At 38.9% G+C, this 23,604-nt stretch carries 19 protein-coding genes; 5 read left to right on the forward strand and 14 right to left on the reverse strand.

Features of this window, described 5'->3' with window-relative positions; translation table 11 throughout:
* Positions 1-2: 2 nt before the first annotated feature.
* The gene (locus ACWATA_RS20990; RefSeq protein ID WP_025749916.1) at positions 3-842 is read right to left on the reverse strand and encodes a YitT family protein; all 840 of its coding nucleotides are present in this window, start codon (positions 840-842) and stop codon (positions 3-5) included.
* A gap of 255 nt (positions 843-1,097) precedes the next feature.
* Here ACWATA_RS20990 and ACWATA_RS20995 point away from each other — a divergent pair, with 255 nt between their 5' ends.
* The gene (locus ACWATA_RS20995; RefSeq protein WP_028412393.1) at positions 1,098-1,958 is read left to right on the forward strand and encodes a DegV family protein; all 861 of its coding nucleotides are present in this window, start codon (positions 1,098-1,100) and stop codon (positions 1,956-1,958) included.
* Between the two features lie 52 nt (positions 1,959-2,010).
* Positions 2,011-2,142 (forward strand): DUF3941 domain-containing protein, encoded by a 132-nt coding sequence (locus ACWATA_RS21000; RefSeq protein ID WP_013055378.1) that lies wholly within the window; start codon positions 2,011-2,013, stop codon positions 2,140-2,142.
* Between the two features lie 34 nt (positions 2,143-2,176).
* Here the strand turns inward: ACWATA_RS21000 and ACWATA_RS21005 are convergent, their stop codons facing one another.
* Positions 2,177-3,040: a CvfB family protein gene (locus ACWATA_RS21005; protein ID WP_028412394.1), complete on the reverse strand. Its 864-nt coding sequence runs from the start codon at positions 3,038-3,040 to the stop codon at positions 2,177-2,179.
* A gap of 255 nt (positions 3,041-3,295) precedes the next feature.
* On the opposite strand from ACWATA_RS21005, the gene ACWATA_RS21010 reads away from it, so the two are divergent.
* From ACWATA_RS21010 to ACWATA_RS21020, 3 genes are all read left to right on the forward strand, one after another.
* Positions 3,296-3,787 (forward strand): YajQ family cyclic di-GMP-binding protein, encoded by a 492-nt coding sequence (locus tag ACWATA_RS21010; RefSeq protein ID WP_014461618.1) that lies wholly within the window; start codon positions 3,296-3,298, stop codon positions 3,785-3,787.
* Between the two features lie 138 nt (positions 3,788-3,925).
* Positions 3,926-4,789: an SDR family oxidoreductase gene (locus tag ACWATA_RS21015; RefSeq protein WP_473050162.1), complete on the forward strand. Its 864-nt coding sequence runs from the start codon at positions 3,926-3,928 to the stop codon at positions 4,787-4,789.
* 104 nt (positions 4,790-4,893) lie between these two features.
* Positions 4,894-6,306 carry a sigma-54 interaction domain-containing protein gene (locus ACWATA_RS21020; protein ID WP_182028201.1) on the forward strand — a complete coding sequence of 471 codons (1,413 nt, stop codon included), beginning with the start codon at positions 4,894-4,896 and terminating at the stop codon, positions 6,304-6,306.
* 27 nt (positions 6,307-6,333) lie between these two features.
* Here the strand turns inward: ACWATA_RS21020 and ACWATA_RS21025 are convergent, their stop codons facing one another.
* The 12 genes from ACWATA_RS21025 to asnB all read right to left on the reverse strand — a co-directional run bounded on the left by ACWATA_RS21025 (position 6,334) and on the right by asnB (position 23,459).
* Positions 6,334-7,752, reverse strand: coding sequence for an amino acid permease (locus ACWATA_RS21025; protein WP_473050163.1), 1,419 nt, complete (start codon positions 7,750-7,752; stop codon positions 6,334-6,336).
* Positions 7,753-7,775: 23 nt separating this feature from the next.
* A complete protein-coding gene (locus ACWATA_RS21030) occupies positions 7,776-9,455 on the reverse strand; it encodes a M20/M25/M40 family metallo-hydrolase (RefSeq protein ID WP_098625746.1) in 1,680 nt (559 codons plus the stop codon).
* 103 nt (positions 9,456-9,558) lie between these two features.
* A complete protein-coding gene (locus tag ACWATA_RS21035; protein WP_098999227.1) occupies positions 9,559-10,764 on the reverse strand; it encodes an ornithine--oxo-acid transaminase in 1,206 nt (401 codons plus the stop codon).
* 23 nt (positions 10,765-10,787) lie between these two features.
* Positions 10,788-12,335: an L-glutamate gamma-semialdehyde dehydrogenase gene (gene pruA / locus ACWATA_RS21040; protein ID WP_098999228.1), complete on the reverse strand. Its 1,548-nt coding sequence runs from the start codon at positions 12,333-12,335 to the stop codon at positions 10,788-10,790.
* Positions 12,336-12,680: 345 nt separating this feature from the next.
* Positions 12,681-13,715, reverse strand: coding sequence for a LacI family DNA-binding transcriptional regulator (locus ACWATA_RS21045; RefSeq protein ID WP_028412401.1), 1,035 nt, complete (start codon positions 13,713-13,715; stop codon positions 12,681-12,683).
* 57 nt (positions 13,716-13,772) lie between these two features.
* Positions 13,773-15,287, reverse strand: coding sequence for an alpha-amylase family glycosyl hydrolase (locus ACWATA_RS21050; protein WP_098113550.1), 1,515 nt, complete (start codon positions 15,285-15,287; stop codon positions 13,773-13,775).
* 149 nt (positions 15,288-15,436) lie between these two features.
* Positions 15,437-16,837: an ammonium transporter gene (locus ACWATA_RS21055; RefSeq protein ID WP_034327384.1), complete on the reverse strand. Its 1,401-nt coding sequence runs from the start codon at positions 16,835-16,837 to the stop codon at positions 15,437-15,439.
* A gap of 37 nt (positions 16,838-16,874) precedes the next feature.
* Positions 16,875-17,216, reverse strand: a complete 342-nt coding sequence (locus ACWATA_RS21060; RefSeq protein WP_098113552.1) for a P-II family nitrogen regulator — start codon at positions 17,214-17,216, stop codon at positions 16,875-16,877.
* 185 nt (positions 17,217-17,401) lie between these two features.
* A complete protein-coding gene (locus ACWATA_RS21065) occupies positions 17,402-18,250 on the reverse strand; it encodes a phytoene/squalene synthase family protein (protein WP_473050164.1) in 849 nt (282 codons plus the stop codon).
* A 59-nt stretch (positions 18,251-18,309) separates the two neighbouring features.
* The gene (locus tag ACWATA_RS21070; RefSeq protein ID WP_430049099.1) at positions 18,310-19,767 is read right to left on the reverse strand and encodes a phytoene desaturase family protein; all 1,458 of its coding nucleotides are present in this window, start codon (positions 19,765-19,767) and stop codon (positions 18,310-18,312) included.
* Positions 19,764-21,296 carry a phytoene desaturase family protein gene (locus ACWATA_RS21075; RefSeq protein ID WP_034267744.1) on the reverse strand — a complete coding sequence of 511 codons (1,533 nt, stop codon included), beginning with the start codon at positions 21,294-21,296 and terminating at the stop codon, positions 19,764-19,766. Before ACWATA_RS21075 ends, ACWATA_RS21070 begins: the two co-directional genes overlap by 4 nt.
* Positions 21,297-21,611: 315 nt before the next feature.
* Complete coding sequence (gene asnB, locus ACWATA_RS21080) at positions 21,612-23,459, reverse strand: asparagine synthase (glutamine-hydrolyzing) (protein ID WP_028412408.1); 1,848 nt, start codon at positions 23,457-23,459, stop codon at positions 21,612-21,614.
* Between the last annotated feature and the right edge of the window lie 145 nt (positions 23,460-23,604).

Raw genomic sequence — 23,604 nt, forward strand, 5'->3', positions numbered from 1 at the left:
TTTTAATCTTTGCGAAACAAACCAAAGATTCCCGTTGTTTGAACGATATTAGTAAATGCCTTAGGATCCACCTCTTTAATTACTCGTTCCAAGTCAAATAATTCATACCTAGTTAAAACAATCATTAGCATTTCTTTATCTTCGTTTGTGAAGCCTCCTTTAGCCGGTACCGCCGTAATCCCTCGCACGAGTTTGGCATGAATCGCCTTTCTTAGCTCCACTCCTTTTTTCGTTACGATCATTGCTGTGAGTTTGACATGACGCGTATGAATAACATCAATGACGCGAGTGGTCGTATAAAGCGTCACAAGCGTATAAAGTGACTTCTCAGCACCATATAAAAGACCTGCTAGCACGATAATAATTGCATTTAATATGAACATATAAGTGCCAATTGGTCGGTCTTTTACTCGGGACAAAATCAGGGCAATGATATCGAGCCCACCAGTTGAAGCTCCAAATTTTAACGTAATTCCTACCCCTACCGCTAAAATAACGCCTCCAAAAACTGCATTAAGGATGATGTCCTTAGAAAGTGCTTGAATAGGAATAATTCCAAGAAACAAAGTTGTTGCAGCAACGCTGATAAAACTGTAAACAGTAAATGACTTCCCCACTTTTTTCCACCCTAAAATAGTTACAGGAATATTTAACAACAACAGCAGCACTCCAGTGGAAATAGTAAAAGGAGTGTAATCTGTCACGATACTCGAAACAAGCTGTGCTACTCCCGTAAAGCCGCTCGAATATACATTAGCAGGTATCAAAAACAAGTTGAGCGCAAGCGCATTCAATAATGCTCCTACTAAGACGACTATCGCTTTTTTTGTTTCAAGCCACATATTCAAATGACCGACCTCCGCTTTTTAAAACTTCTTACTTCCTTATACCCATTTATAAAATGAATAAAGTCAGCATCTTTAAAATAGTTAGTACATATAGTATGTACGATTTGGCAGAATTAAAAAAACTTATTCAAAAATTGTATTTTCCTCCAAGTGCTTATACACTAATACTATGTCGTATATAACGCTTTTCAATGTTTATACATCAAACTCATTTCATATTTTATAAATGCAATTAGGAAGGTGACATTTATGTCAATTAAACTTTTAACCGATAGTGCAAGCGATTTGCCTTTATCCTTTTTTCAAGAAAATAACGTTGGCTTTTTACCGCTTCGCGTAAGCTTGGATAATCAAGAATTTTTAGATCTACAAACGATTGAACCAGCTTCTGTCTACGAAGCCATCCGTAAAGGCAAGATGCCGAAAACGTCTCAAGCGGCTCCAACTACTATGTATGAAGTCTTTGAGAACATAGCTAAATCAGGTGATTCGTGCATTTATTTAGCTTTTTCTTCGGAATTGTCCGGTACATATCAAACAGCAATGATGATTCGAGAAGAACTCCTAGAAAAGTATCCCGATTTCCAATTAGAAATAATCGATACGAAATGTGCATCTCTTGGCCAGGGAGTAGTTACTTATTATGCAGCACAATTATTACACCAAAACCTCTCGCTAGTAGAAATGACAGAAAAAATAAAGCAATACGCTCTGCATATGGAGCATATTTTTACGGTTGATGACTTGGATTTTCTTGCTCAAGGAGGCCGCGTGAGCAAAGCTTCTGCTTTTGTAGGAGGTCTGCTTAATATTAAGCCGCTGCTTCATGTGGAAGATGGAAAATTGATTCCAATCGAAAAAATCCGCGGCCGTAAAAAAGTATTTAAACGCATGCTTGACGTGATGGAAGAGCGAGGAAAAAATCTCTCTTCTCAAACCATTGGAATTAGCCATGGAGATGATTTAGAAACAGCTCTTCAGCTGAAAGAGATGATCCAAGAACGTTTTGGCACCAAACATTTTATTATTAATATTATTGGTGCAGCCATAGGTTCTCATTCTGGCCCAGGGACGATTGCAGTCTTCTTTTTGAACGAAACCATCGAATAATTTAAAGAGGTCAGGGCATTCTAAAGGTACGATCAAAAAGGGGTGTATCACAATGCCAAAAACGAGCGATAACGATAAAAAAGCAAAAGATAATAACGCAAAGCTTCACGAAAAGAATCTGCAAGCTAAGCACAACCGTGAGCTTGGAAAACATTCATTTTCTAAAAAAACTGATCACTTATAAAAAGAAGCCGCTGAATTTTCAGCGGCTTCTCCTTTTAGTTTTCTTCTTTTTTAAAATATGTCCATCCTTCTTCTTGATAAACTTTTCCTTCTTTCATCAGTTTACCAAGCGCACGTTTGAACGCAGCTTTACTCATATTAAAGCGCTCACGAATATCTTCTGGATAGCTTTTATCCCAAAATGGCATAACGCCACCGCGGCTTTCCATGTAATCGTATAGTACTTGTGCATCTTCATCCATGCTTTCTTGTTTGCGCGGAAGAAGCGATACGTTTAGCGTTCCATCTTCTTTTACATTAATGACGCGGCCAGTTACATGCGTACCAAGCTTCGGTTCTTTACGTCTTTCGCTTTCGTGAATAAATCCAACATATCCTTCATCTGTCATAATAAATGAACCTACGCGCAGGACGCGGTAGATATATCCGCTCACTTCACGATTAAAAAGTTCAGGTGGAGCATCTAAAGCCATTGCTTTCATCACATCGTCTGTAGCAATTTTCCCGTACATCTTACCGCGCTTTGAAATCTTCATCGTACAGTAAACTTTGTTTCCAACTTCTGGCCACAGCTCTTCTAGCGCAGGTAAGTCTGTTGAACCAATTAACATATCTTTATTCATGCCGATATTTACAAACACGCCTAAACCCGGATTAACATCTACGACTTCAACCCACTCATAGACACCTTCTTCAACAAGGGGTAAGTGCATCGTTGCCGTTAAGCGATCATGCTGATCAAGGTATAGAAAAACTTCTACTTCTTCCCCTTCAGCAAGCTCTCTTGTTGTTTCATTTTTATGTAGCAAAATTTCTTCTTCACCTTCTGCTAACATATAACCAATCGGCGTTTCCCGGTTTACTGTTAAATACGCTTTCATCCCAGCTTCTACATTCATCGTTCTATCCATCCTTTATATAAATTAGTAGTGATTGTTCCTTCACCACATACCTTCTCACTTTGCATCAAACAGCATTTCAAATTTCAAATCAACTAAAATGCATGCATTGTTTAAAAAAGCTGCTTCTATAGCTTACAACAAAAAGCATAACTTGTATTGTATCAATTACCGGCTCTCTATTCAATATCAGTTGTATACAGTTTGTGTTTTATTTATAATAAAAGAACAAACTCTTTACATATGGAGGTTATTATGGCTAAAGATAGTTCATTTGACGTTGTGTCACAAGTTGATTTATCAGAGGTAACAAACGGCATTACCATGGCAACAAAGGAAATTAAAACCCGCTATGATTTTAAAGGCAGTAAAAGCGAAATCTCGCTCGAAAACGAAGAGCTTGTTCTTATTTCTGATGATGAATTTAAGCTTGAACAGTTAAAAGACGTACTGATTTCTAAGCTCATCAAACGCGGCGTACCTACACGCAATATCTCCTACGGTAAAATTGAAAATGCTTCTGGAGGAACGGTTAGACAGCGCGCTAAGTTAATTCAAGGTATCGACAAAGACAACGCTAAAAAGCTAAATACAATTATTAAAAATACCGGTTTAAAAGTAAAAAGCCAAATTCAAGATGATCAGCTTCGCGTAAGCGGTAAAAATCGTGATGACCTGCAGCAAATTATTTCAGCTATTCGCAGCGCTGATTTACCTATTGACGTACAATTTATTAATTACCGCTAAAAATGGATGCCCCCGGCATTCATTTTTTCTTTTAAAGCCTTTTTTATCCGTTTAGGCTTATCCCTATGCATAGATACACTCTCTTAACAAATACTAGTATACGCTTACATACTCATATTAATTAAGGAGTGTATACTAATGAATCAAAATCAAAAACAAAACTTCCCTCCTCAGCATCAGCAAACTCAGCCAGGTATTGAGAAAGATATGCATCCAGTCCCTACCTCTATCGCTCCAGACTATAAGGCAAGCGGAAAATTACAGAATAAAGTAGCCGTTATCACCGGAGGAGACAGCGGAATTGGACGTTCTGTCGCTTATCATTACGCGAAAGAAGGCGCAAATGTTGTCGTAACCTATCTGAATGAACATGATGATGCAAATGAAACTAAAAAACAAGTTGAACGAATGGAGGCTTCTTGTTTGTTGCTTGCTGGTGACATAGGAGATGAGCATTTTTGTCAAGAAGTCGTCTCAAAGGCCATTCAGACTTTCGGAAAAATAGACATTTTAGTCAATAATGCAGCTGAACAGCATCCTCAAAAAAGCATTACGGATATCACCACTGAACAGCTTACCCGTACGTTTCAAACGAATATTTTTTCAATTTTTCATTTAACCAAAGCTGCATTGCCTCATTTAAAACAAGGAAGCGCGATTATTAACACAACTTCTGTGACAGCTTATCATGGGCATGACCAATTAATTGATTACTCTTCAACCAAGGGTGCTATCGTGGCTTTCACACGTTCTTTGTCAGCTTCACTCGCAACAAAAGGCATTCGCGTAAACGGCGTAGCTCCAGGACCTATTTGGACACCTCTTATTCCGTCTACGTTCGACGAACAGCAAGTTGCAACATTTGGGTCTAACACACCTATGAAACGAGCAGGACAGCCTTCTGAGCTCGGAGCGGCCTATGTATATTTGGCAAGCTCTGATTCTTCTTATATGTCCGGTCAAGTCCTTCACATTAATGGAGGATCCATTGTAAACGGATAACATTTCTCTTCGGTCATTCATTTATTTTTCTATGGAAACACTATCAGAATTCAGCTATTTTTGTTTAAATAGAGATATGAACACCGCTAAAGGAGAGTATTTGAATGACCGATACATTAAGCACTCTTAAACATATATATGAAACCATTTTAAATAAAGTCGATGCCGGTATCCATGCGGTCGATGAAACAGGAAAAACCATTATTTACAATGAAAAGATGACAAAGATGGAGCTGATGGATGAACAAGACGTTTTACATAAAAACTTGTTAGATGTGTTTATGTTCAAAGAAAATCAGCAAAGCACGCTTGTACAGGCGCTGCAAAAAGGAAAAGAAACGGTTAACGTCAAACAAACGTATTTCAACAATCAAGGACAAGAAATCACGACGATTAATAATACCTTCCCTATTTTAAAAAACGGGGCCATTCAAGGAGCGGTTGAAATTGCTCAAGACGTGACGAAACTAGAGCGTCTAATCCGGCAAAACATTAGGCAAAAAGGAAACACACGCTTTACGTTTGATAGCATCATCGGAAGCAGTCAAGCCGTTCACGATGTGATTGAAGACGCTAAGCGCGCCACTAGAACTCCTTCTTATGTCTTAATTATTGGAGAAACAGGCACGGGGAAAGAACTCTTTGCCCAAAGCATACATAATGGCAGCAGCCGCTCTTCTGCTCCTTTTATTTCACAAAACTGCGCTGCGCTACCGGATAATTTAATTGAAAGCCTTTTGTTCGGTACGAAACGCGGAGCTTTTACAGGTGCAATGGATAATCCTGGTCTTTTCGAACAAGCGCAAGGAGGCACATTACTGCTAGATGAAATCAACTCGTTGAATCCAAATCTGCAGGCTAAGCTTCTTCGAGTACTGCAAGAAAAAACCGTACGAAGAATTGGGGATACCGTAGACAAACCGGTGAACGTTCGAGTCATCGCGAACATGAATGAAGACCCAATCGATGCGATTGCAGAAAATCGATTACGTAAAGACTTATATTATCGACTTGGCGTCGTGACGCTTTTTATTCCTCCTCTTCGTGAACGAAAAGAAGATATTATTGAATTAACAAAGTTTTTCATCAAAAAATACAATGATTTGTTTCAGATGAATGTAAAAACCGTAGATCACCAAGTCATGTCTTCTTTTCTCTCTTATGACTGGCCAGGAAACGTACGGGAATTAGAACACATTATTGAAGGTGCAATGAACTTGGTGATGGATGAAGATGTTATTCACTATTCTCACCTTCCTTTTCAATACAGAACAAAGTTCCAGCTAAAGCAGCATGAACATTTTGAAGATAAAACAAGCGGTGAAGCACCCTCTTATCCAAGCGCTTTTCACCCTTCTCTTCCTTTAAAGGAACAGCTGTTAGCGTTTGAAGCAGAATGTATTAAACAAACGCTTGAACAACACAACCACAACATCTCAAAAAGCGCTAAGATACTAGGGCTGACTAGACAAAGCTTGCAGTATCGTATGAAACGATTAAGCATCCGATCTAAATAAAAAAGAAGTGCACTGTGCACTTCTTTTTTATTTTGCTTTATAAACCGGTGAATCCGATTGTTTTTGATTAATATTTTTCTTGATTCCTATGTGATAATACACGTAGAGTACAACAATTAAAGGAACCCCGCAGTAAAGACCAATTCGTTGATCTGGGATAAAAATTAAGCTGATTAATACAAGTCCATACAAACAAAAACCTAGAATAGGCACAAACGGATAAAGCGGCGTTTTAAATTTAAGCTCCTTTACGTCTCCTCCTTCCGCTAAAAAACGACGGCGGAACATAAATTGAGAGGCACAAATGGACATCCAAACAATAATGGTCACCATTCCTGAAATCGAAATAAACCAAAGATATACGGTTTCGGCAGCCACGACGCTTGTAATCAGCGAGCACCCTGAAATAATCATCGTCACAATTAATGCGTTAATTGGAACACCTTTTGAAGACAACTTCTTCAAAGGTTTTGGTCCCATATTATTGTTTGACAGTGACCAAAGCATACGAGAAGCAGCGTAGACCCCGGAGTTCGCCACGGATAACACAGCTGTTAAAATGACAAAGTTCATGATATCCGCTGCATATGGAATGCCAATTTGATCTAATACGGCCACAAACGGACTTTCAATAACTCCCGCTGTTTTATATGGAAGAATAGAGACTAACACAAACATAGCTAACACAAAGAAAAACAGCGTTCTCCAAATGACGTTTCGAATAGATCTCGGCAACGTTTTCTCAGGACTTTCACTTTCTCCTGCTGCAATGCCGACAAGCTCCGTTCCTTGAAACGAAAAGTTAACCGTTACTAAAGTCAATAAAACTGCCAGTATTCCATTTGGAAAAAGACCTGCGCCTTGGGTAAAATGTGAAAGAAACGGTGCGGGTTCTCCTCCTTTAAAATCAATAAAACCAAAAACAGCAGCTCCTCCAATTAAAATAAATAGAATAATAGCCGTAACTTTAATACTCGAAAACCAAAACTCAGTTTCAGCATAGCTTCGAGCAGAAAGAGCGTTAATTAAAAACGTAATGACGCCAAAAATCAAGCACCATGACCATATAGGTACATCAGGAAACCACCTCTGCATTAAAATTCCTGCTGACGTAAATTCAAGCCCTGTCGTATTTGCCCAGCTGAACCAGTACAGCCATCCAATCATAAAGCCTGTAGAAGGTCCTAAAAACCTTGTAGCGTATTCTTGAAAGGAACCTGAAACCGGCATTGCTACCGCTAGCTCTCCTAAACAAAGCATAACTAAGTACATGAGGAAGCCGCCTATTATATAAGCAAGAATGGCTCCTCCCGGCCCTGCCTGGCTAATAGTAAAACCCGAACCTAAAAATAGGCCTGTTCCAATCACGCCTCCTAACGCAATCATAAATAAATGTCTGCTTTTCATTGTTCTCTGTAATTGGTTTTGTTCTGTATGTCTATTCATCGGTACCTCCGTTCTTCATTTTCTTATATGTGGTTTGTACAAGCATGCTTACTTTTTAGCATCTGAACAGTTGTTTCTTGAATCAGCTTAGGAAGGACGCCGAACGAATAAGGCTTATACACTCGCTCTGTCCACTTATGTCCGTCTTTCCCATATACTCCTATATTGATGGACGGAATATTTAACTCTCGAATTTCACGGAAAGGAATCGCCCCTGCAATCCCCCACCCCGGAAAGTTACGTGTAAAAGCATCGATTTCCTCATCTGTCTCATGAAGAGATAAAAAGCTGCCATCCGCTAGGTAGGGAAAAAAATTTTTAAACTGAAACGTCTCTCCCGTCTGTTTTCCAACCTTCTCCACAGCCGCTTGTAAAGGATAAAGAAGCTGCTGATCTCTGCTTTCGTCTTTCTTCAAGTGATTATGAGGCAAATAAGGCGGTGCAAAAAAGACAATTACGCGCGGACTTTGATGCGGATCTAACTTTTGAAGTTCTTCAATTACTTTAAAGCACCTTGTTCTAAGTTCTAAATGCGCATACTGTTCGAAAGCTCGTTCAATACAAGCCTGAGCATTTATCCCTTTTTGATCCAATTCTTCCAGATAATCTTCCAAACTCACAACATCCACTTTCCAAGACAAGTTTCGCTTTGGTAAATTCGTTCTTCGCGCAAAAAGTTCGTAATAATCAGAAAGTTTTTTCTCTACTTTTTCACATGCTTCGATTGATAATCCAATTAATTGACTCATCACTTCTTTTGCCGTTCGTTCATAGATGAAATAGTTAAAATACAAATGACTGCTTACGGCGGTTTGCACATTATAAGCCTCTTTATTATCTCGTTGATACAGACAGGAAGGTGGCAGTACCAGCTCTCCTTCAATATTTTCAGCTAGATTAATATTGTTATGGATGCTTCCCGTAATCTCAGATGCAATCAAATTAGGATCTATACCAGCAAGCGTATCTCCTACGTGTACCTCCCTTCCGTAAATATAAAAACATGGAAGCAGTTTCCCAGCAGCTCCTGTATAAATATAGCGCGTGGAATCTCCATCGTAAAGAGGTGTAATAAAGTCGGTATTAATCGCTGCTACATATGAAAGATTTTTCTCTTTTTTCAAACGGTTCAGTTCAGAAACAGCAGAAATAATTCCAGCATGCTGACTTTCCTCATCTGGGTTGACCATAAAAAGGACGTTTCCTTCTAATTGATCTCGATGCTTAGTAAAATGCAGCACATTGGCTAAATGTACAGCAATTCCACTTTGCATATCAACGGCTCCTCTTCCAAACATCCATTCACCTGAACGAGCATCTCGCTGTACATCTTCATTAATGTTATGCATAGAGAAATAGTGCTGAAGTTCTTCTGGATCTAACGCTATGTCTTTTAATGGACCAAAATCTTCAATGCCAACCGTATCTAAGTGAGCGTGATAAATCATTGTTTGAGCATTTTTTTTGCTGCCTTGAATAAAAGCAAATACATTTTTTCTACCTAGCGTATCGCCATTAATTTTCTGTTCCCAAACGTGAAGGGGATTTTCTTTGAAATAAGGAAAACTTTGAAGCGTGTTTTTAATGAAATCAGCAATCTTTACTTCGCCGCTTGTCCCATTGATACTTTTGATTTTCACTAACGCTTTTGTTAAACATTCAACTTGCTCTTCTATGCTTAGCTGTGAGAGTTGGGTATACACTTCTATTCCTCCTGCCTATCAAATAAAAACGTTATTTAGCTGCATATGAACAAAAATAGTACGATATATACATATCGTACTATTTTTATTTATTTTAAACCGATTACTCAGCAAATACTTTTTCAATTCGTTCAATTGCCCAGTCCAACTCTTCTTTTGAAATCGTTAGGGGCGGAGCAAAACGAATAACCGTACTATGCGTTTCTTTACAAAGCAAACCTTGGTCTTTTAATTTTTCACAATAAGGACGAGCCTCTTCGTGTAATTCTACCCCGATGAACAGGCCTCGGCCGCGCACTTCTTTAATAACTGGATTGCTTAAGCTTTGGAGCTTCTGCTTGAAATAAGAACCTAATTCTAATGAACGCGCTGGAAGTTCTTCATCTTCAATTACTTCCAAAGCAGCTAATGATACGGCACAAGCAAGCGGGTTTCCTCCAAATGTTGAACCATGAGAGCCAGGGTTAAAGACACTTAAAATGTCTTCGTTAGCGACTACGCAAGAAATAGGGAAAACTCCTCCTCCAAGCGCTTTACCTAAAATCAGCATATCTGGTTCTACGTCTTCCCAATCACAAGCAAACATCTTGCCTGTACGCGCTAAGCCGACTTGGATTTCGTCAGCAATAAATAGCACATTATTTTCTTTACATAAGTCAGCTGCAGCTTTTAAGAAGCCTTCTGGAGGTAAAACGATACCTGCTTCGCCTTGAATTGGCTCAATTAAAAATGCGGCCGTATTCGGTGTAATAGCAGCTTTTAACGATTCTAAATCACCGTAAGGAATCGTTTGAAGTCCTGGAAGCATCGGTCCAAAACCACGTTGATATTCTGCTTCAGATGATAATGAAACAGCTGTCATTGTACGACCGTGGAAGTTGCCCACACATGCGATGATTTGTGCTTGATTTTCAGCAACACCTTTCACATCGTAAGCCCAGCGGCGTGCAGCTTTAATGGCTGTTTCAACCGCTTCTGCTCCCGTATTCATTGGAAGAGCCATATTTTTATTTGTTAATTTACAAATCTTTTCATACCATGGACCAAGCTGATCATTATGAAACGCTCGTGACGTTAACGTTACTTTATCAGCTTGACGTTTTAATGCTTCAATAATTTTCGGATGACGATGTCCTTGGTTAACAGCGGAATACGCGCTTAGCATATCCATATATTTATTATTTTCTGGATCGTGTACCCATACGCCTTCTGCTTTTTCAATTACAATCGGCAGCGGATGATAGTTATGTGCCCCAAACTTTTCTGTTTGCTCAATAATTTTCACCGTTTTTTGTGTTTCAGTTGTCATATTTATTCCTCCTTATTTTCCAATTAAAATGTTTCAGATGTTGTTTTTGCTTGCATGTGAAGAACTAGATAATCCGGTCCCCCTGCTTTTGAATCCGTTCCTGACATATTAAATCCGCCAAAAGGCTGGTATCCTACAATCGCTCCTGTACATCCTCTGTTAAAATACAGGTTTCCAACATGGAACTCTTCACGGGCGCGTTCAATATGCTCGCGGTTATTTGATAATAAAGCGCCTGTTAATGCATATTCTGTATTGTTTGCAATCTCCATCATATGATCAAAATCTCGCGCTTTAGAGAATGCTACTACCGGACCAAAAATTTCTTCTTGCATGAGACGAGCTTTTTCATCTACATCCGCAAAAATAGTTGGCTGAATAAAGTATCCAGTTGAATTGTCTGCTTCTCCTCCCGCAACGAGACGCCCTTCTTCTTTTCCAAGTTCAATATACGATAATACTTTATTGTACGAAGCCTCGTGAATAACAGGTCCCATATAAGTCGAAACTTCTTCCGGGTTGCCAACAGTTAATGTTTTTGTTAGCGCAACTGCTTTTTCAAGCACTTCATCATATACATCTTGATGCACAACAGCACGAGAACCTGCGGAGCACTTTTGCCCTGCAAAACCAAATGCAGAATATACGATTGAAGAAGCTGCTAAATCAAGATCAGCATCTTTGTCTACAACCACCGTGTCTTTTCCGCCCATTTCAGCTATAACACGTTTTAGCCATTTTTGCCCCGGCTGTACTTTTGCTGCTCTTTCGTAAATGCGGCAACCCACTGCACGCGAGCCGGTAAATGAAACAAAGCGTGTTTTGGGATGTTCCACTAAGTAGTCACCAATTTCAGGTGTAGCACCAGGAATAAAGTTTAATACGCCTTTTGGTAATCCTGCTTCTTCCATTACTTCTACAAATTTCGCTGCTACTACAGGAGTGGCATCAGCTGGTTTTAATAAAATCGTATTTCCGGTTACAATAGCTGCTACTGCGGTTCCAGCCATAATAGCTAACGGGAAGTTAAATGGTGAAATAATAATACCTACGCCAAGCGGAATATAATTGTACTGATTATACTCACCGTCTCGGCTCTGTACTGGGGAACCGTCTTTTAATGTCAGGACTTGACGTGCATAGTACTCTAAAAAATCAATTGCTTCTGCTGTATCAGCATCTGCTTCGTTCCAAGGCTTTCCTGCTTCTTTTACAAGATAACTAGAAAATTCATGCTTTCTTCGACGAATGATGGCCGCTGCGCGGAAAAGAATATCTGCTCGGTGTTCTACTTTCCACTTTTTCCACGTTTCAAAAGCTTTTAGAGCTGACTGTATTGCTTGCTCTGCTAGATCTTTATTTACTGTAGATACATATCCAATTACTTCTTTTATGTTTGCTGGGTTAACAGACGTAATTTTCTCTTCGGTCTCCACTTTTTCACCGTTGATTACAAGTGGATACGTCTTGCCAAGCTGTGTATTCACATATGTTAATGCTTCTTGAAATACCTGTTTATTGTTTTCGTCCTTAAAATTTGTAAATGGTTCATGAGAATAAGAAACTACCATGATATATGCCTCCTAGTATGCAAATCTTTGTTTACTTTATAGTTATGCAAATAGCGTGCCAACTTTTAATAAAACTTTACAGCCTCTTTATCATCAAGGCTTTCACTACTAATATCATTCTTTCTTTTTGATAAAAGAAAAAATAATTGGCATATGTATATTTTTTTGGCGCTTAAAATGCCAATTTTTTTTGCGTAAAGAGGATGTTGAGACATACCTAAATCAATTCAATCTAAAAACGAAAAAATCCGAACGAGTTTGATTCTCCATCAAGAATCAAACTCGTTCGGATCTTCCTTCAACTACACTACTTTTGTCTCAGCCTCTTTCTATTTGTGTATTACGTTATCTTTTCGTCATTTGAATGGTTTTGCAGGACTGTCTTTTAATCATTTTGTGAGGAACGCGCACTTGTTCTGCAACAGCATATGGCGTTTCAATCTGCTTAATCAAGCAGCTTACAGCCTGATAACCAAGTTCAAAAATATTAATATCAATTGATGTAAGAGCTGGTCTAGCCATTTCAGCGATTAAGACATTATTAAAACTGACAATAGAGATGTCTTCAGGAACCGAAATTCCCATTTCATCCAATGTATTTAAAACGCCTAATGCCATTAAGTCATCTGCTACTACTAGAGCCGTTGGACGTTCTTTTAGAGATAAAAGTTCGCAAACAGCTTCTTTTCCTCCCTTCTGTAGAAATTCTTCATGAATCACATACTCATCCCGGTAAGGAATGTTTGCTTTTTGAATCGCTTTATCATAGCCTGTTAAACGGTCAATGGTAACGACTAATTCAAGACTTCCACCAATAAAAGCAATACGCTCATGACCAGATTCAATTAAATATTCCGTCGCTTCTTTTCCAGCTTTAAAATTGTCGTTATCAACAAACGTGATGCTTTCACTATGCTTAAACGGCTTTCCAATAACTACAAACGGAACGCTCTGTTCTTGCAAATAAGAAAGTACTTGATCATCAACTTTGGAGTACAGCAAAATTAATCCATCCACTCGTCTTCCCTGTACCATTTGAACAACTTCTGCAAAAATCTCTTCTTCCGTTTCTCCAGTGGACATATAAATCGCTCTTTTGTTTTCGTGAGCTCCGGTGCTGATTCCTCTTAGCACTTCTGGGAAGAATGGATTTTGAAACACCTTGTCTGCTGAGCTCGGCATCACTAGGCCGACTGCCTCTGTCGTTTGATTTGCTAGACTTCGCGCAATAATATTTGGGTGATAACCAAGTTCTTTCATAGCCGATCGCACGCGCTGTTTTGTTTTTTCACTAATTCTTGAGCTGTCTGCAATGACGCGAGATACCGTCGAAGGGGCTACATTTGCTAAATTTGCCACATCTTTTATTGTTACACCCATAATTCCACCTCTTAATTATGTTTTCTTCATTACTACTTATCCAATATAGTTTGACAACTACGACGCGCTGTCCTTTTTATGAGATTGAGAAATTTTCTTTTCTTTTCTTCTTTTTGACGATGCTTTGTACAAAAAGATGCCGAATCCCGTATAAACAGCGGCAACCGCTGCGATATATCCAATATTAACCCCTGAATTTTTCACTACTTTATATACATTTGTCGTCTCAGGCTCCAATGAAATGTTGTATACATCGTCAACTGGTCGTATAATTCCTTCCGTTATTAACCCTCTTAATTCATTTTCTTTTCCAACTTTTTTAAGCGGTACATTAATGGCCGACGTTTCCTTTGTATTATTAATCACAACAAACGTCGTTTCGTCCTTATACCTTCTCTTGTATACGGCCACACCTTTTTGCTCAGACACAAGGGTAAAGCTTCCTTTTCGAAGAGAAGGCGATTTTGCTCTAAGTTCAGCCAGTTTTTTTAAATGATCTATAATATCGGGATTAGCTAAAAAATTCATCATGCCATAATTTTCTGCTCCCTTTCCCCCATTCAGCGCAATTTCTGTTCCATAAAAAACGATCGGTACACTCGGCGAAGTATAAAGGTAGGAAAGCCCTTGCTTTGTTCGGGCTCCAGGATGGTTTTCACTCTTTAATGCTTTTGCTGTAAAACGTGTGCTATGAACATCATCTAAAAAATTGGCTAAAGGCAAATTACTTCCTTTTTCCCACTTGTCATACAACATTTTCTGCGGACGATTAGTACCGCTAAACGTAGCAGCAGTGGCTTCGGCTAGCGTTCTATCTACAAGCAAATCCATTCCTAATGAATCAGCCTGCTCACTTTTTTTTAATGAATGCCCGTTTATTTCTCCTATTAATAGAAAGGAAGGATCCATGCTTTTTAACGTCTGAGAAAAAGATGAAATAAATGCAGAAGGAGCTTGATCGATATCTTTAACGTAATATCCGTCAATATCTGTTTGTTTGCTCCACCAGGCAGCATTTTTAATAAGGTATTTCTGCACGGCGCTTTCTTTTAAGTTAAGGTGAGGCAATGCTTTAATTACTTCGTTATCCGTACCGGATTCATTACTTATCCATGTTTGTTTTCCTTTATCTGCTATCCAGGTATGATTGTTACTGATTGTCAAAGGAAATTCGACCATAATTTTTATATTGCGCTCATGTGCTTTCTTCACAAGATTTTGTAAGTCTTTTAACGTTCCAAAATGATCGTCTATTTTATAATGGTCGGTCACCGCATATCCATGATAGCCTGTCTCATCATTTTCCATAAAAGGAGTCAATAAAACAGCGGTAAATCCCATCTCTTGAATATAGTCTAACTTTTGTGCTACTCCCTGTAAATCGCCTCCATAATAGGCATCTGAGCGTTCATAGTTAACATTTCGATCATTCTGTTCACTTCCGTTATAAAAACGGTTAATCATCAATGAGTATATCACCTCATCACGTATATCTTTATGATCTTGCGCTGAGGCGCTGCTTCCAAAAAGCAATAATAGTATAAGTAGCATACTTGTCCTTTTCCATTTCATCTATTCCCCTCCTATAGACGAACTGTTTCAAACTCACTTTTGTTTCCATTATAACGTTAACGCTTACATTATTGTTAAATAAGTTGATAAAAACAAAAAAAGTGATTAAAAGTTTTTACTTTTAATCACTTTTTTCTATCTATATACTGCTATATCGTCTCATTTACGTTCGATATATGAGGTTTATCCGATACTTTACCCACTTTATTTAATCGATCAATCAATCCAACACCAAATTCAGGATGAAGATTGCCGTCTCCTGTCGCTACAAAACTTTCACGAAATTCGTATGCGGATGAACCGTGTTCAGCAAAATCTAAACCAGCAATTTCTTCTTCGCTTGATACTCGAATGGAAGAAAAACGCGTGAGAACAAATAAGAATAACCCAACCGTTCCAATTGTCCAGCCCATCACAGCTATAATTCCAAGAGCTTGAATACCTAATAGCTGTACGCCGCCACCATAAAATAAACCGTTAGCTGTATCAAACAGCCCCACTGCTAACGTCCCCCAAATACCGCAAATTCCATGAACAGTAATAGCGCCAACTGGATCGTCTAACTTCATTTTGCTATCGATAAAATGCACAGCTTCTACTAGAATAATTCCTGCAATCAGCCCAATGACGATCGCGCCCGGGATCGATACGTTTGCTGTTCCAGCTGTAATCCCTACAAGTCCAGCTAAGGCACCGTTTAATGTTAAGCTAGCATCAATACGTTTGTAGCGAAACTTTGTGTATAAAGCAGAAGACAGGACTCCGCATGACCCAGACATTAATGTTGTTGCAATGATTCCCGGGACAAGAGCAGGATCGGCTGCTAATGTACTTCCTCCATTAAATCCAAACCAGCCAAACCAGAGGATAAATACACCTAATGCGCCAAGCGGAATGTTATGCCCTTGAATAGCATTGACTTTTCCATCGCTTCCATACTTTCCAAGACGTGCTCCTAGAAAAGTAACTGCTACAGCCGCACCAAGAGCCCCGGTCAAATGAACAACTGTCGATCCTGCAAAATCTACGAAGCCTAGTTTGGACAACCACCCTCCTCCCCATACCCAGTGACCTACAACTGGATAAATCACAGCTACCATAGCAATCGTGAGCATCATATAGCTGGATAGTTTCATACGTTCCGCTACCGCTCCTGAAATAATCGTAGCGCACGTTGCTGCGAAAACAATTTGGAAGACGAAAAAGCTCATTTGATCGCTTTCTCCATTTAAAAAGAAACCGCTTGAACCGATAAATCCTCCTTTTGAATTTCCAAACATAAGGGCAAAACCAATCACAAAATACAATACGGAAGATACAGCTACCGTTAGCATATTTTTCATTAAGATATTAAGCGAATTTTTCGAACGAGTGAAGCCTGTTTCAACCATCGCAAACCCTGCGTGCATTAAAAACACAAGCACTGCCCCAAACATTACCCACATCATGTCAATTGATGCACTGACTGATTCGACAGTTGGATCAGCTGCATTAACGCGTGTTGCCGCCAACAAACTAATAAACAAAACCGCACTAATTTTCTTTTTCAACGCTTAACTCCCCCTCTATTAAAATAACACTCTCTTTTTATAAAATAGCCTCTACACCTGCTTCTCCTGTTCTAATTCGTACAGCATCCTCTACCGGATAGACAAAAACCTTTCCGTCGCCTATTTGGTTCGTAGAACAAATTGATTGAATGATCTTAATGACTTCATGAACTTGTTCTGCTTCTAAAATCATTTCTACCTTGACTTTAGGTACTAGTTTGATTTCAAAACTTTGTCCCCTGAACAGTCCCTGCTCTCCTTTTTGCTGACCGCAGCCTGCCACTTCTGAGACTGTTAATCCGTTTATTCCTACTTCCTCTAATTTTACGCGCAGTGCTTGAAATTTTTCTGGACGAATGATAGCTTCCACTTTTTTCATTGTAACCCCTCTTTCATGTTAGTTTTATTAACATTTAATGTTATGTATATTATCATATAGGTAATTTTCTGAATATTCAAGTTAATATGTGATAAAAATGAGACTTTTTTCTTATTTACATAATAGTTAACGCTTTCATATCTTTTCAAAAAAAAGTAACGCAAAGGAAAAGTAGCTCCTTTGCGTTACCCCGTAGAAATAGATGTCATAATTTGCTTTTTCACTTGACTTGTGACAAAATGCTTTTCTGTAAATACTTCATAATGTTCTTTTCGAATTTTATCAAGAATTGCTCGGTATAAATGCGCCGCTCCTGTAAGAGGTAAACGAGAAGCCACCGGATATTTATGAATCGACTGAAGCCCTTTTATATAATACATTTCTGCTTCTTTGGCCAGGTGCTCCCACATTTCTATAAATTCAGAAGTGACCCACCGGTTCTCTAATAGCGTGCGCGTATATCTGTAAGAATTCATAAGGTCTTTCGGTAAATAAATGCGCCCTCGCTCTAAGTCTTCCCCCACGTCTCTTAAAATGTTGGTCAGCTGCATCGCAATGCCTAACGCAACTGCTTCTTCTTCTAATTCTTTATGAGTAGTTGGAGCTAAAATCGGTAAAAGCATTAACCCTACCGTACTCGCTACATGATAGGAGTATGTTTTCACTTCATCAAGCGTATCGTATTCTTTTTTTACTAAATCCATTCGCTGACCGGTAATCATATCGTCAAATGCTTGAACATTCATTTCATATTGTTCAAATACATTGCGCAGAGCTACCCACATGGCGCTTTCGTTTAATAGTTCTCCATTTTTAAACCGAGCAAATTCTCCTTCGAATTGCTGCAGCTCTATTTCAGGATTACTTCCTTCATCTACAATATCATCGACTTGACGGCAAAATGCATATACCGCCCATACTGCCTTTCTTTGTTTTGACGGCAGCATGGAAAAAGCTTTGTAAAACGTTTTTGAGTTTTCTTTAATAATTTCTTCACACTGAGTGTACGCTTTGTCTAACGAAATGTTCATCATATAGGACCCCTTTCTCTATTAAAGGATAAACCATCATTTCCTTATGGCTTCACAAGATCTTAAGAGAGCTTTGCAACCGTTTGAATAGACGATTGTTCAATAAGATGATCAGCCAACATTTTTGCTCCTTGCATAACAATTGGCACGCCTCCGCCTGGATGTATAGATGCTCCCACCGCAAAAACATTTTTATATTCGTACGGCTGGTACTGAGGTCTGAATACGCCTGACTGAAACAGCTCAGGAGCAATACCAAAGCTTCCGCCTTCGTAAAGTCCAAATGCTTGAGCATCATTTGGCGTGCGTACTTTTACCCATTCTATTTCTTTACGCAGCTCTCCAAACCCTTTTTCTTCCAAAGTTCGAATGATTCCATCAACAAAATCTTGCTGATTGCTCCAATCAATGTGGCCACCTGATGGAACCGGTACAAGTGCATATAGCACACTTTTTCCTTCGGGAGCTAGCGATGGATCAATAATAGAGGGATTAAATGTATAAATAGCGGGATCTTCAGGAATCGTTTTATGCTTAAACACTGCTTCCATATGTTTAGCCAAATCATTGCCCATAAAGTATTGATGCACATTGTGATGATCATATTTTCTCTTCAAACCAAGATAAAGCAGCAGACAGCTGGACGAAGGCACATACTTCTTTTCTTTTTTTTGAGCAATTTTCGCCATATTAGGAAAGTCGCCATTTAAAACCACTTGATCAAATGGGTGAAGTTTTTCATCAACAATAACCCCTTCTGTCTTGTCTCCTAATATAGAAAGCTCTTGAACCACCTTATTCAAATGAATGCTTACACCTTGCTCTATCAGCGCCTTTTCAAGAAGTGGCACAAGACTTGCGTATCCCCCTTTTACGTAATAGATGCCATGAGCATGCTCACTGTAAGGAACAAGGGAATAAATAGCTGGTGCCGAATAAGGATTCCCTCCAATATAGAGAGATTGCAGCGAGTAGGCATCTACTAGACGTTCATCATGGAAATACGTTGAAACAAATTTTCTCATTGATTTATTTGCATTCATTTTTTTTAATGCCTTAATGTTTTGCCATGTCCAAAAATCTCGTTTATTTACAAATGTTTTTTCCAAAAATGCATTACTTCCTAATTCAAATCGCTTTTTTAATTCAGTCATAAAACGCCGGTAGTTTTGCTCTTCGCCTGGAAACAAACGGCTAATCTCCTCTAACTGATCTTTTTCAGTCGCTTTTTTTGTATAGGTCGTACCGTCTGGAAAATGAATATCATAAAGTGGATCACAGCGTATTAGTTCATATTGAGAAGCAGAAATGCCGGCTTCATCTAAAATACGTTCAAGCATTAAAGGCAGCAAGACAATCGTGGGACCTTCATCAATTTTATAACCGTCTTTTTCTACAAACGCCAGCCGGCCGCCCAGCTTGTTTTCTTTTTCGAAAATATCAACAGAAAAACCTCGTTTGCTTAATAACAAAGCGGTAATTAAACCGCCTATTCCGCCTCCAACAATTGCTGTTCTCATAATGCACTCTCCATTTCCTTCATGGTTTTAAACGGCTCATTCAGTAATTGTCCGTCTCTTTTTAAGATGAGCTTTGTCGTAATGCGGGATGATTCCAGAATAGTTGGTAGACCGCTCCCTGGATGAGTTCCTCCTCCAACTAGCCAGCAATTTTCTAATTCTTCAAATTTATTATGCGGACGCAGTACCATCATTTGAGTGAGCTGATGTCCAAGGTTAAATGTCGCTCCTTTATAGACCAGCACGTCTTCTTCCCACTGCTTTGGTGAAATGATTTTTTCAACTTCAATATGACTCTCTAAATCTTTGAAACCCGTTTTCTTTTCTACAATTTTTAATACTGCATCTCGAAAAGCTTTTTGTTTTTCATCCCAGTTTACACCGCTGAAATTATTTGGAACCGGCGCTAAAATATAAAGAGCAGACTTTCCTTCTGGTGCTAAAGTTGGGTCTGTTACACTTGGATTTTGAATGTAGATGGAAGGGTCTTCTGAAAGAGCTAACGTTTTTGTGATCTCTTCTACATTTTTTTTATAATCTTCAGCGAACACAATCGTGTGATGAGGCAGATCTTTGTACTGTTTGTCTATGCCTAGATAAATCATAAAAGTGGAACAAGAGTATTTTTTCTTTTCAAGTTTTTTAACTGCATATTTTTTAAGCGTACCTTCATCTATTAAATTCGTCATGGCATGAGCAAAATCTCCATTGATAATGACGTCGTCTGCCCCTATTCGCTCTCCATTTTCTAGAATAATTCCTTTTACTCTCTTATTTTCAATCCATAGTTTTTGAACACCTTGGTTTAAGTGGATGTGCCCTTGATGTTCTTCCACTACTTTTGCCATTGCTTGAGATAGCTGATTTACTCCTCCTATCGGATGGAAGATACCGTAGGCATGTTCCATAAAGGATAAAATAGAAAAGGCTCCTGGACATTCCCAAGGGGACATTCCCAAGTACTTCGATTGAAAAGTAAAAGCTAATTTCAATTTCTCATCAGTGAAATACTTGCCAAGTACATCATAGAGCGTTTTACCTAAGGATAAATGCGGCAGTGCTCGAATTGCTTCAGGCTTTAAATAGTGATGAAAACGATCCATCTGCCCTTGCAATAAAGGCAGCAAAGCCGCCATCTTTGCTTCGGTGTCTTTCATAAAGCGCTCATAGCCTTCCCCGTTTCCTGGGTATAAACGTTCGATTTCTTCTTTCATCTTTTTATGGTTATCCGTCATCTGAATCTGTGCATCATCAAAGATAAGCTCATACATGAGATTTAGACGTTTTAAGTCCATATAGTCATGCGCATTGCGATTAGCAGCTTGAAATAATTCTTCAAAAATCTGTGGCATGCTCAAAAATGTAGGACCCATATCAAACGTATAACCTGACATTTTAATCGCTGAATTTCGCCCGCCCACGTATCCTTGCTTTTCATATACATCTACTTTATAGCCATGACTTGCTAACAGCATTGCTGCCGCTAGTCCTCCTGGACCTGCTCCAATCACGATTACGTTTTTTTGCATACATACACTCCTAATCTTATACAATAGTTATACAAACATTATACAAAGCTTTATTATTAAACACAACGATAAACTGCTTGTCTTTATTCGAATCATAAAATTACCAATAACTAAACCATGAAAATATGACGTTTGTACCATTTTTCCAGGGTTTCAGTACACTTTCCCTTTATTCGGTGCTTTCAAGCTTTTATTTTATATCTATGTAAAGTTATACAAAAATAGACTGCGGTCTTCTTCTCTACTTAAACGTATAAAAAAGAGAAATGGATGACTGATTTCATAAAAAAAACCCTCTGTACTGAGAGGGTCCTGTCATTCAACAATTTGAATATTATTGTGAGTAAACCAGACGTGAATTTGAGCTAGATGAGCTAGCAGCTGAGGCCCTGTCATTAATTGACCAAACCACGGCGCTTTAAATCCTTCTCCGCCTGTATCAATAATATGCTTTAACTGCTGCTTATCAAAAAATTCATAAAGAGGTGACTGTTTATCTTGTAAAAGAGATTGAAGCCATACAGTTACAGCTTTTGTATAAGCTGGGTTATGCGTTTTAGGGTAAGGGCTTTTCTTGCGATAAAGAACGTCATGAGGCAAAATTCCTTCAAGCGCTTTGCGTAAAATCCCCTTCTCTTTATTGCCCGTCATTTTCATCTCCCATGGAATATTCCATGCATATTCCACAAGGCGATGATCTGCAAAAGGTACGCGTACTTCTAAGCTCGCTCCCATGCTCATACGATCTTTACGATCTAATAAAGTTGTCATAAACCAAACCTGATTTAAATAAAACAGCTTTCTCCGCTGCGCATCTTCTAACGATTCACCTTCTAATTCAGGCACTTCCTTTAACGTTTCTTCATATCTTGCACGTACATAATCTTCTAACTGTAATTTCTTTCTCCATGAACTTTGCAGCAAATCAATTCGAGCATCTAATGAGCGCATCCACGGGAAAGTATCCGAAGACAAATCGTGTTTTCGGTGAAACCACGGATATCCTCCAAAAATTTCATCTGCACATTCTCCTGATAAGCTCACGACAAAATCTTGTTTGATTTCACGGCAAAACCAAAGCAACGATGAATCTACATCAGCCATTCCAGGAAGATCTCTCACCTCTACAGCCTCTGTTAAATGCTGCACAAGGTCCTCCGTTGAAATAATGCAGCGATGATGATTTGTTTGAAACGTATCGGACATGAGCTTGATATAAGTTCCATCAGAATTTGGCTGAAACTCATTTGCTTTAAAAAATTTATCATTGTCTTCATAGTCGATAGAATACGTATGAAGGGAGCCCTTGCCGCTTTCTTTGAACGCATTTGCAGCAATTGCTGTAATGGCGCTTGAGTCCACTCCACCTGATAAAAATGTACAAACCGGGACATCCGACACTAGCTGTCTTACAATCGCGTCTTGCACTAAAAATTTAACTTTTTCTGTTGTTTCAGCTAAATTATCTGTATGCTGCTCACTTTTCACGTTCCAGTATCGCCAAATCTTCAATCCGTTACGCGTAAGCGTGAGCGCGTGAGCCGGGCGTAATTCATTTATGTTTTTAAATACGCCGTGGCCGGGAGATCGAGAAGGTCCTAAGCCAAACACTTCTGCTAATCCATCTAATCCTACTTCTGCTTTTACCTCAGGATGAGCTAATATCGCCTTTAATTCCGATGCAAATTGAATTCCACCTTCATAAGATCGATAGAATAAGGGCTTCACTCCCATTCTGTCGCGTGCTATAAATAACTTTTCATTGGCTTCATCCCAGATCGAAAAAGCAAAGATACCGTTAAAATGATCTACGCATGATTCTTTCCATTCTATATAAGATGTTAGAAGTACTTCCGTATCTGAATGTCCCTGAAATTGATAACCTCTTTTTAGTAATTCTTTCCGAATATCTTCCGTGTTGTAAAGCTCTCCATTATAGCAAAGCGTGTAGAGCTGTTCATTTTTTTCTCGCGTCATCGGCTGTCTTCCGCCTTGAGGATCTACTACAACTAAGCGTTTGTGCCCAAAAGCAACATGCTGCTGTGTCCATACGTTGGTGTCATCAGGACCTCTTTTCGATAAAGTGTCAGCCATTTTTGTTATTGTTGCTGTTTCATTTAAAAGCGATCGCTTTAAATCGACCCAACCCGTTATACCACACATCGTTTATCATCCTTTCTTTCACGCTCTTGTTTATGAATGAAATAATGCCATTGTATGCACGCAGTAGTTACAGTTGAATTGTCCTTATATTTTATTTTTACTTTTCAGTTATAAAGAGAGCTTTTTTAGGCAATAAAAAAATATG

The organism is Priestia sp. USM5 (genome assembly GCF_058323215.1).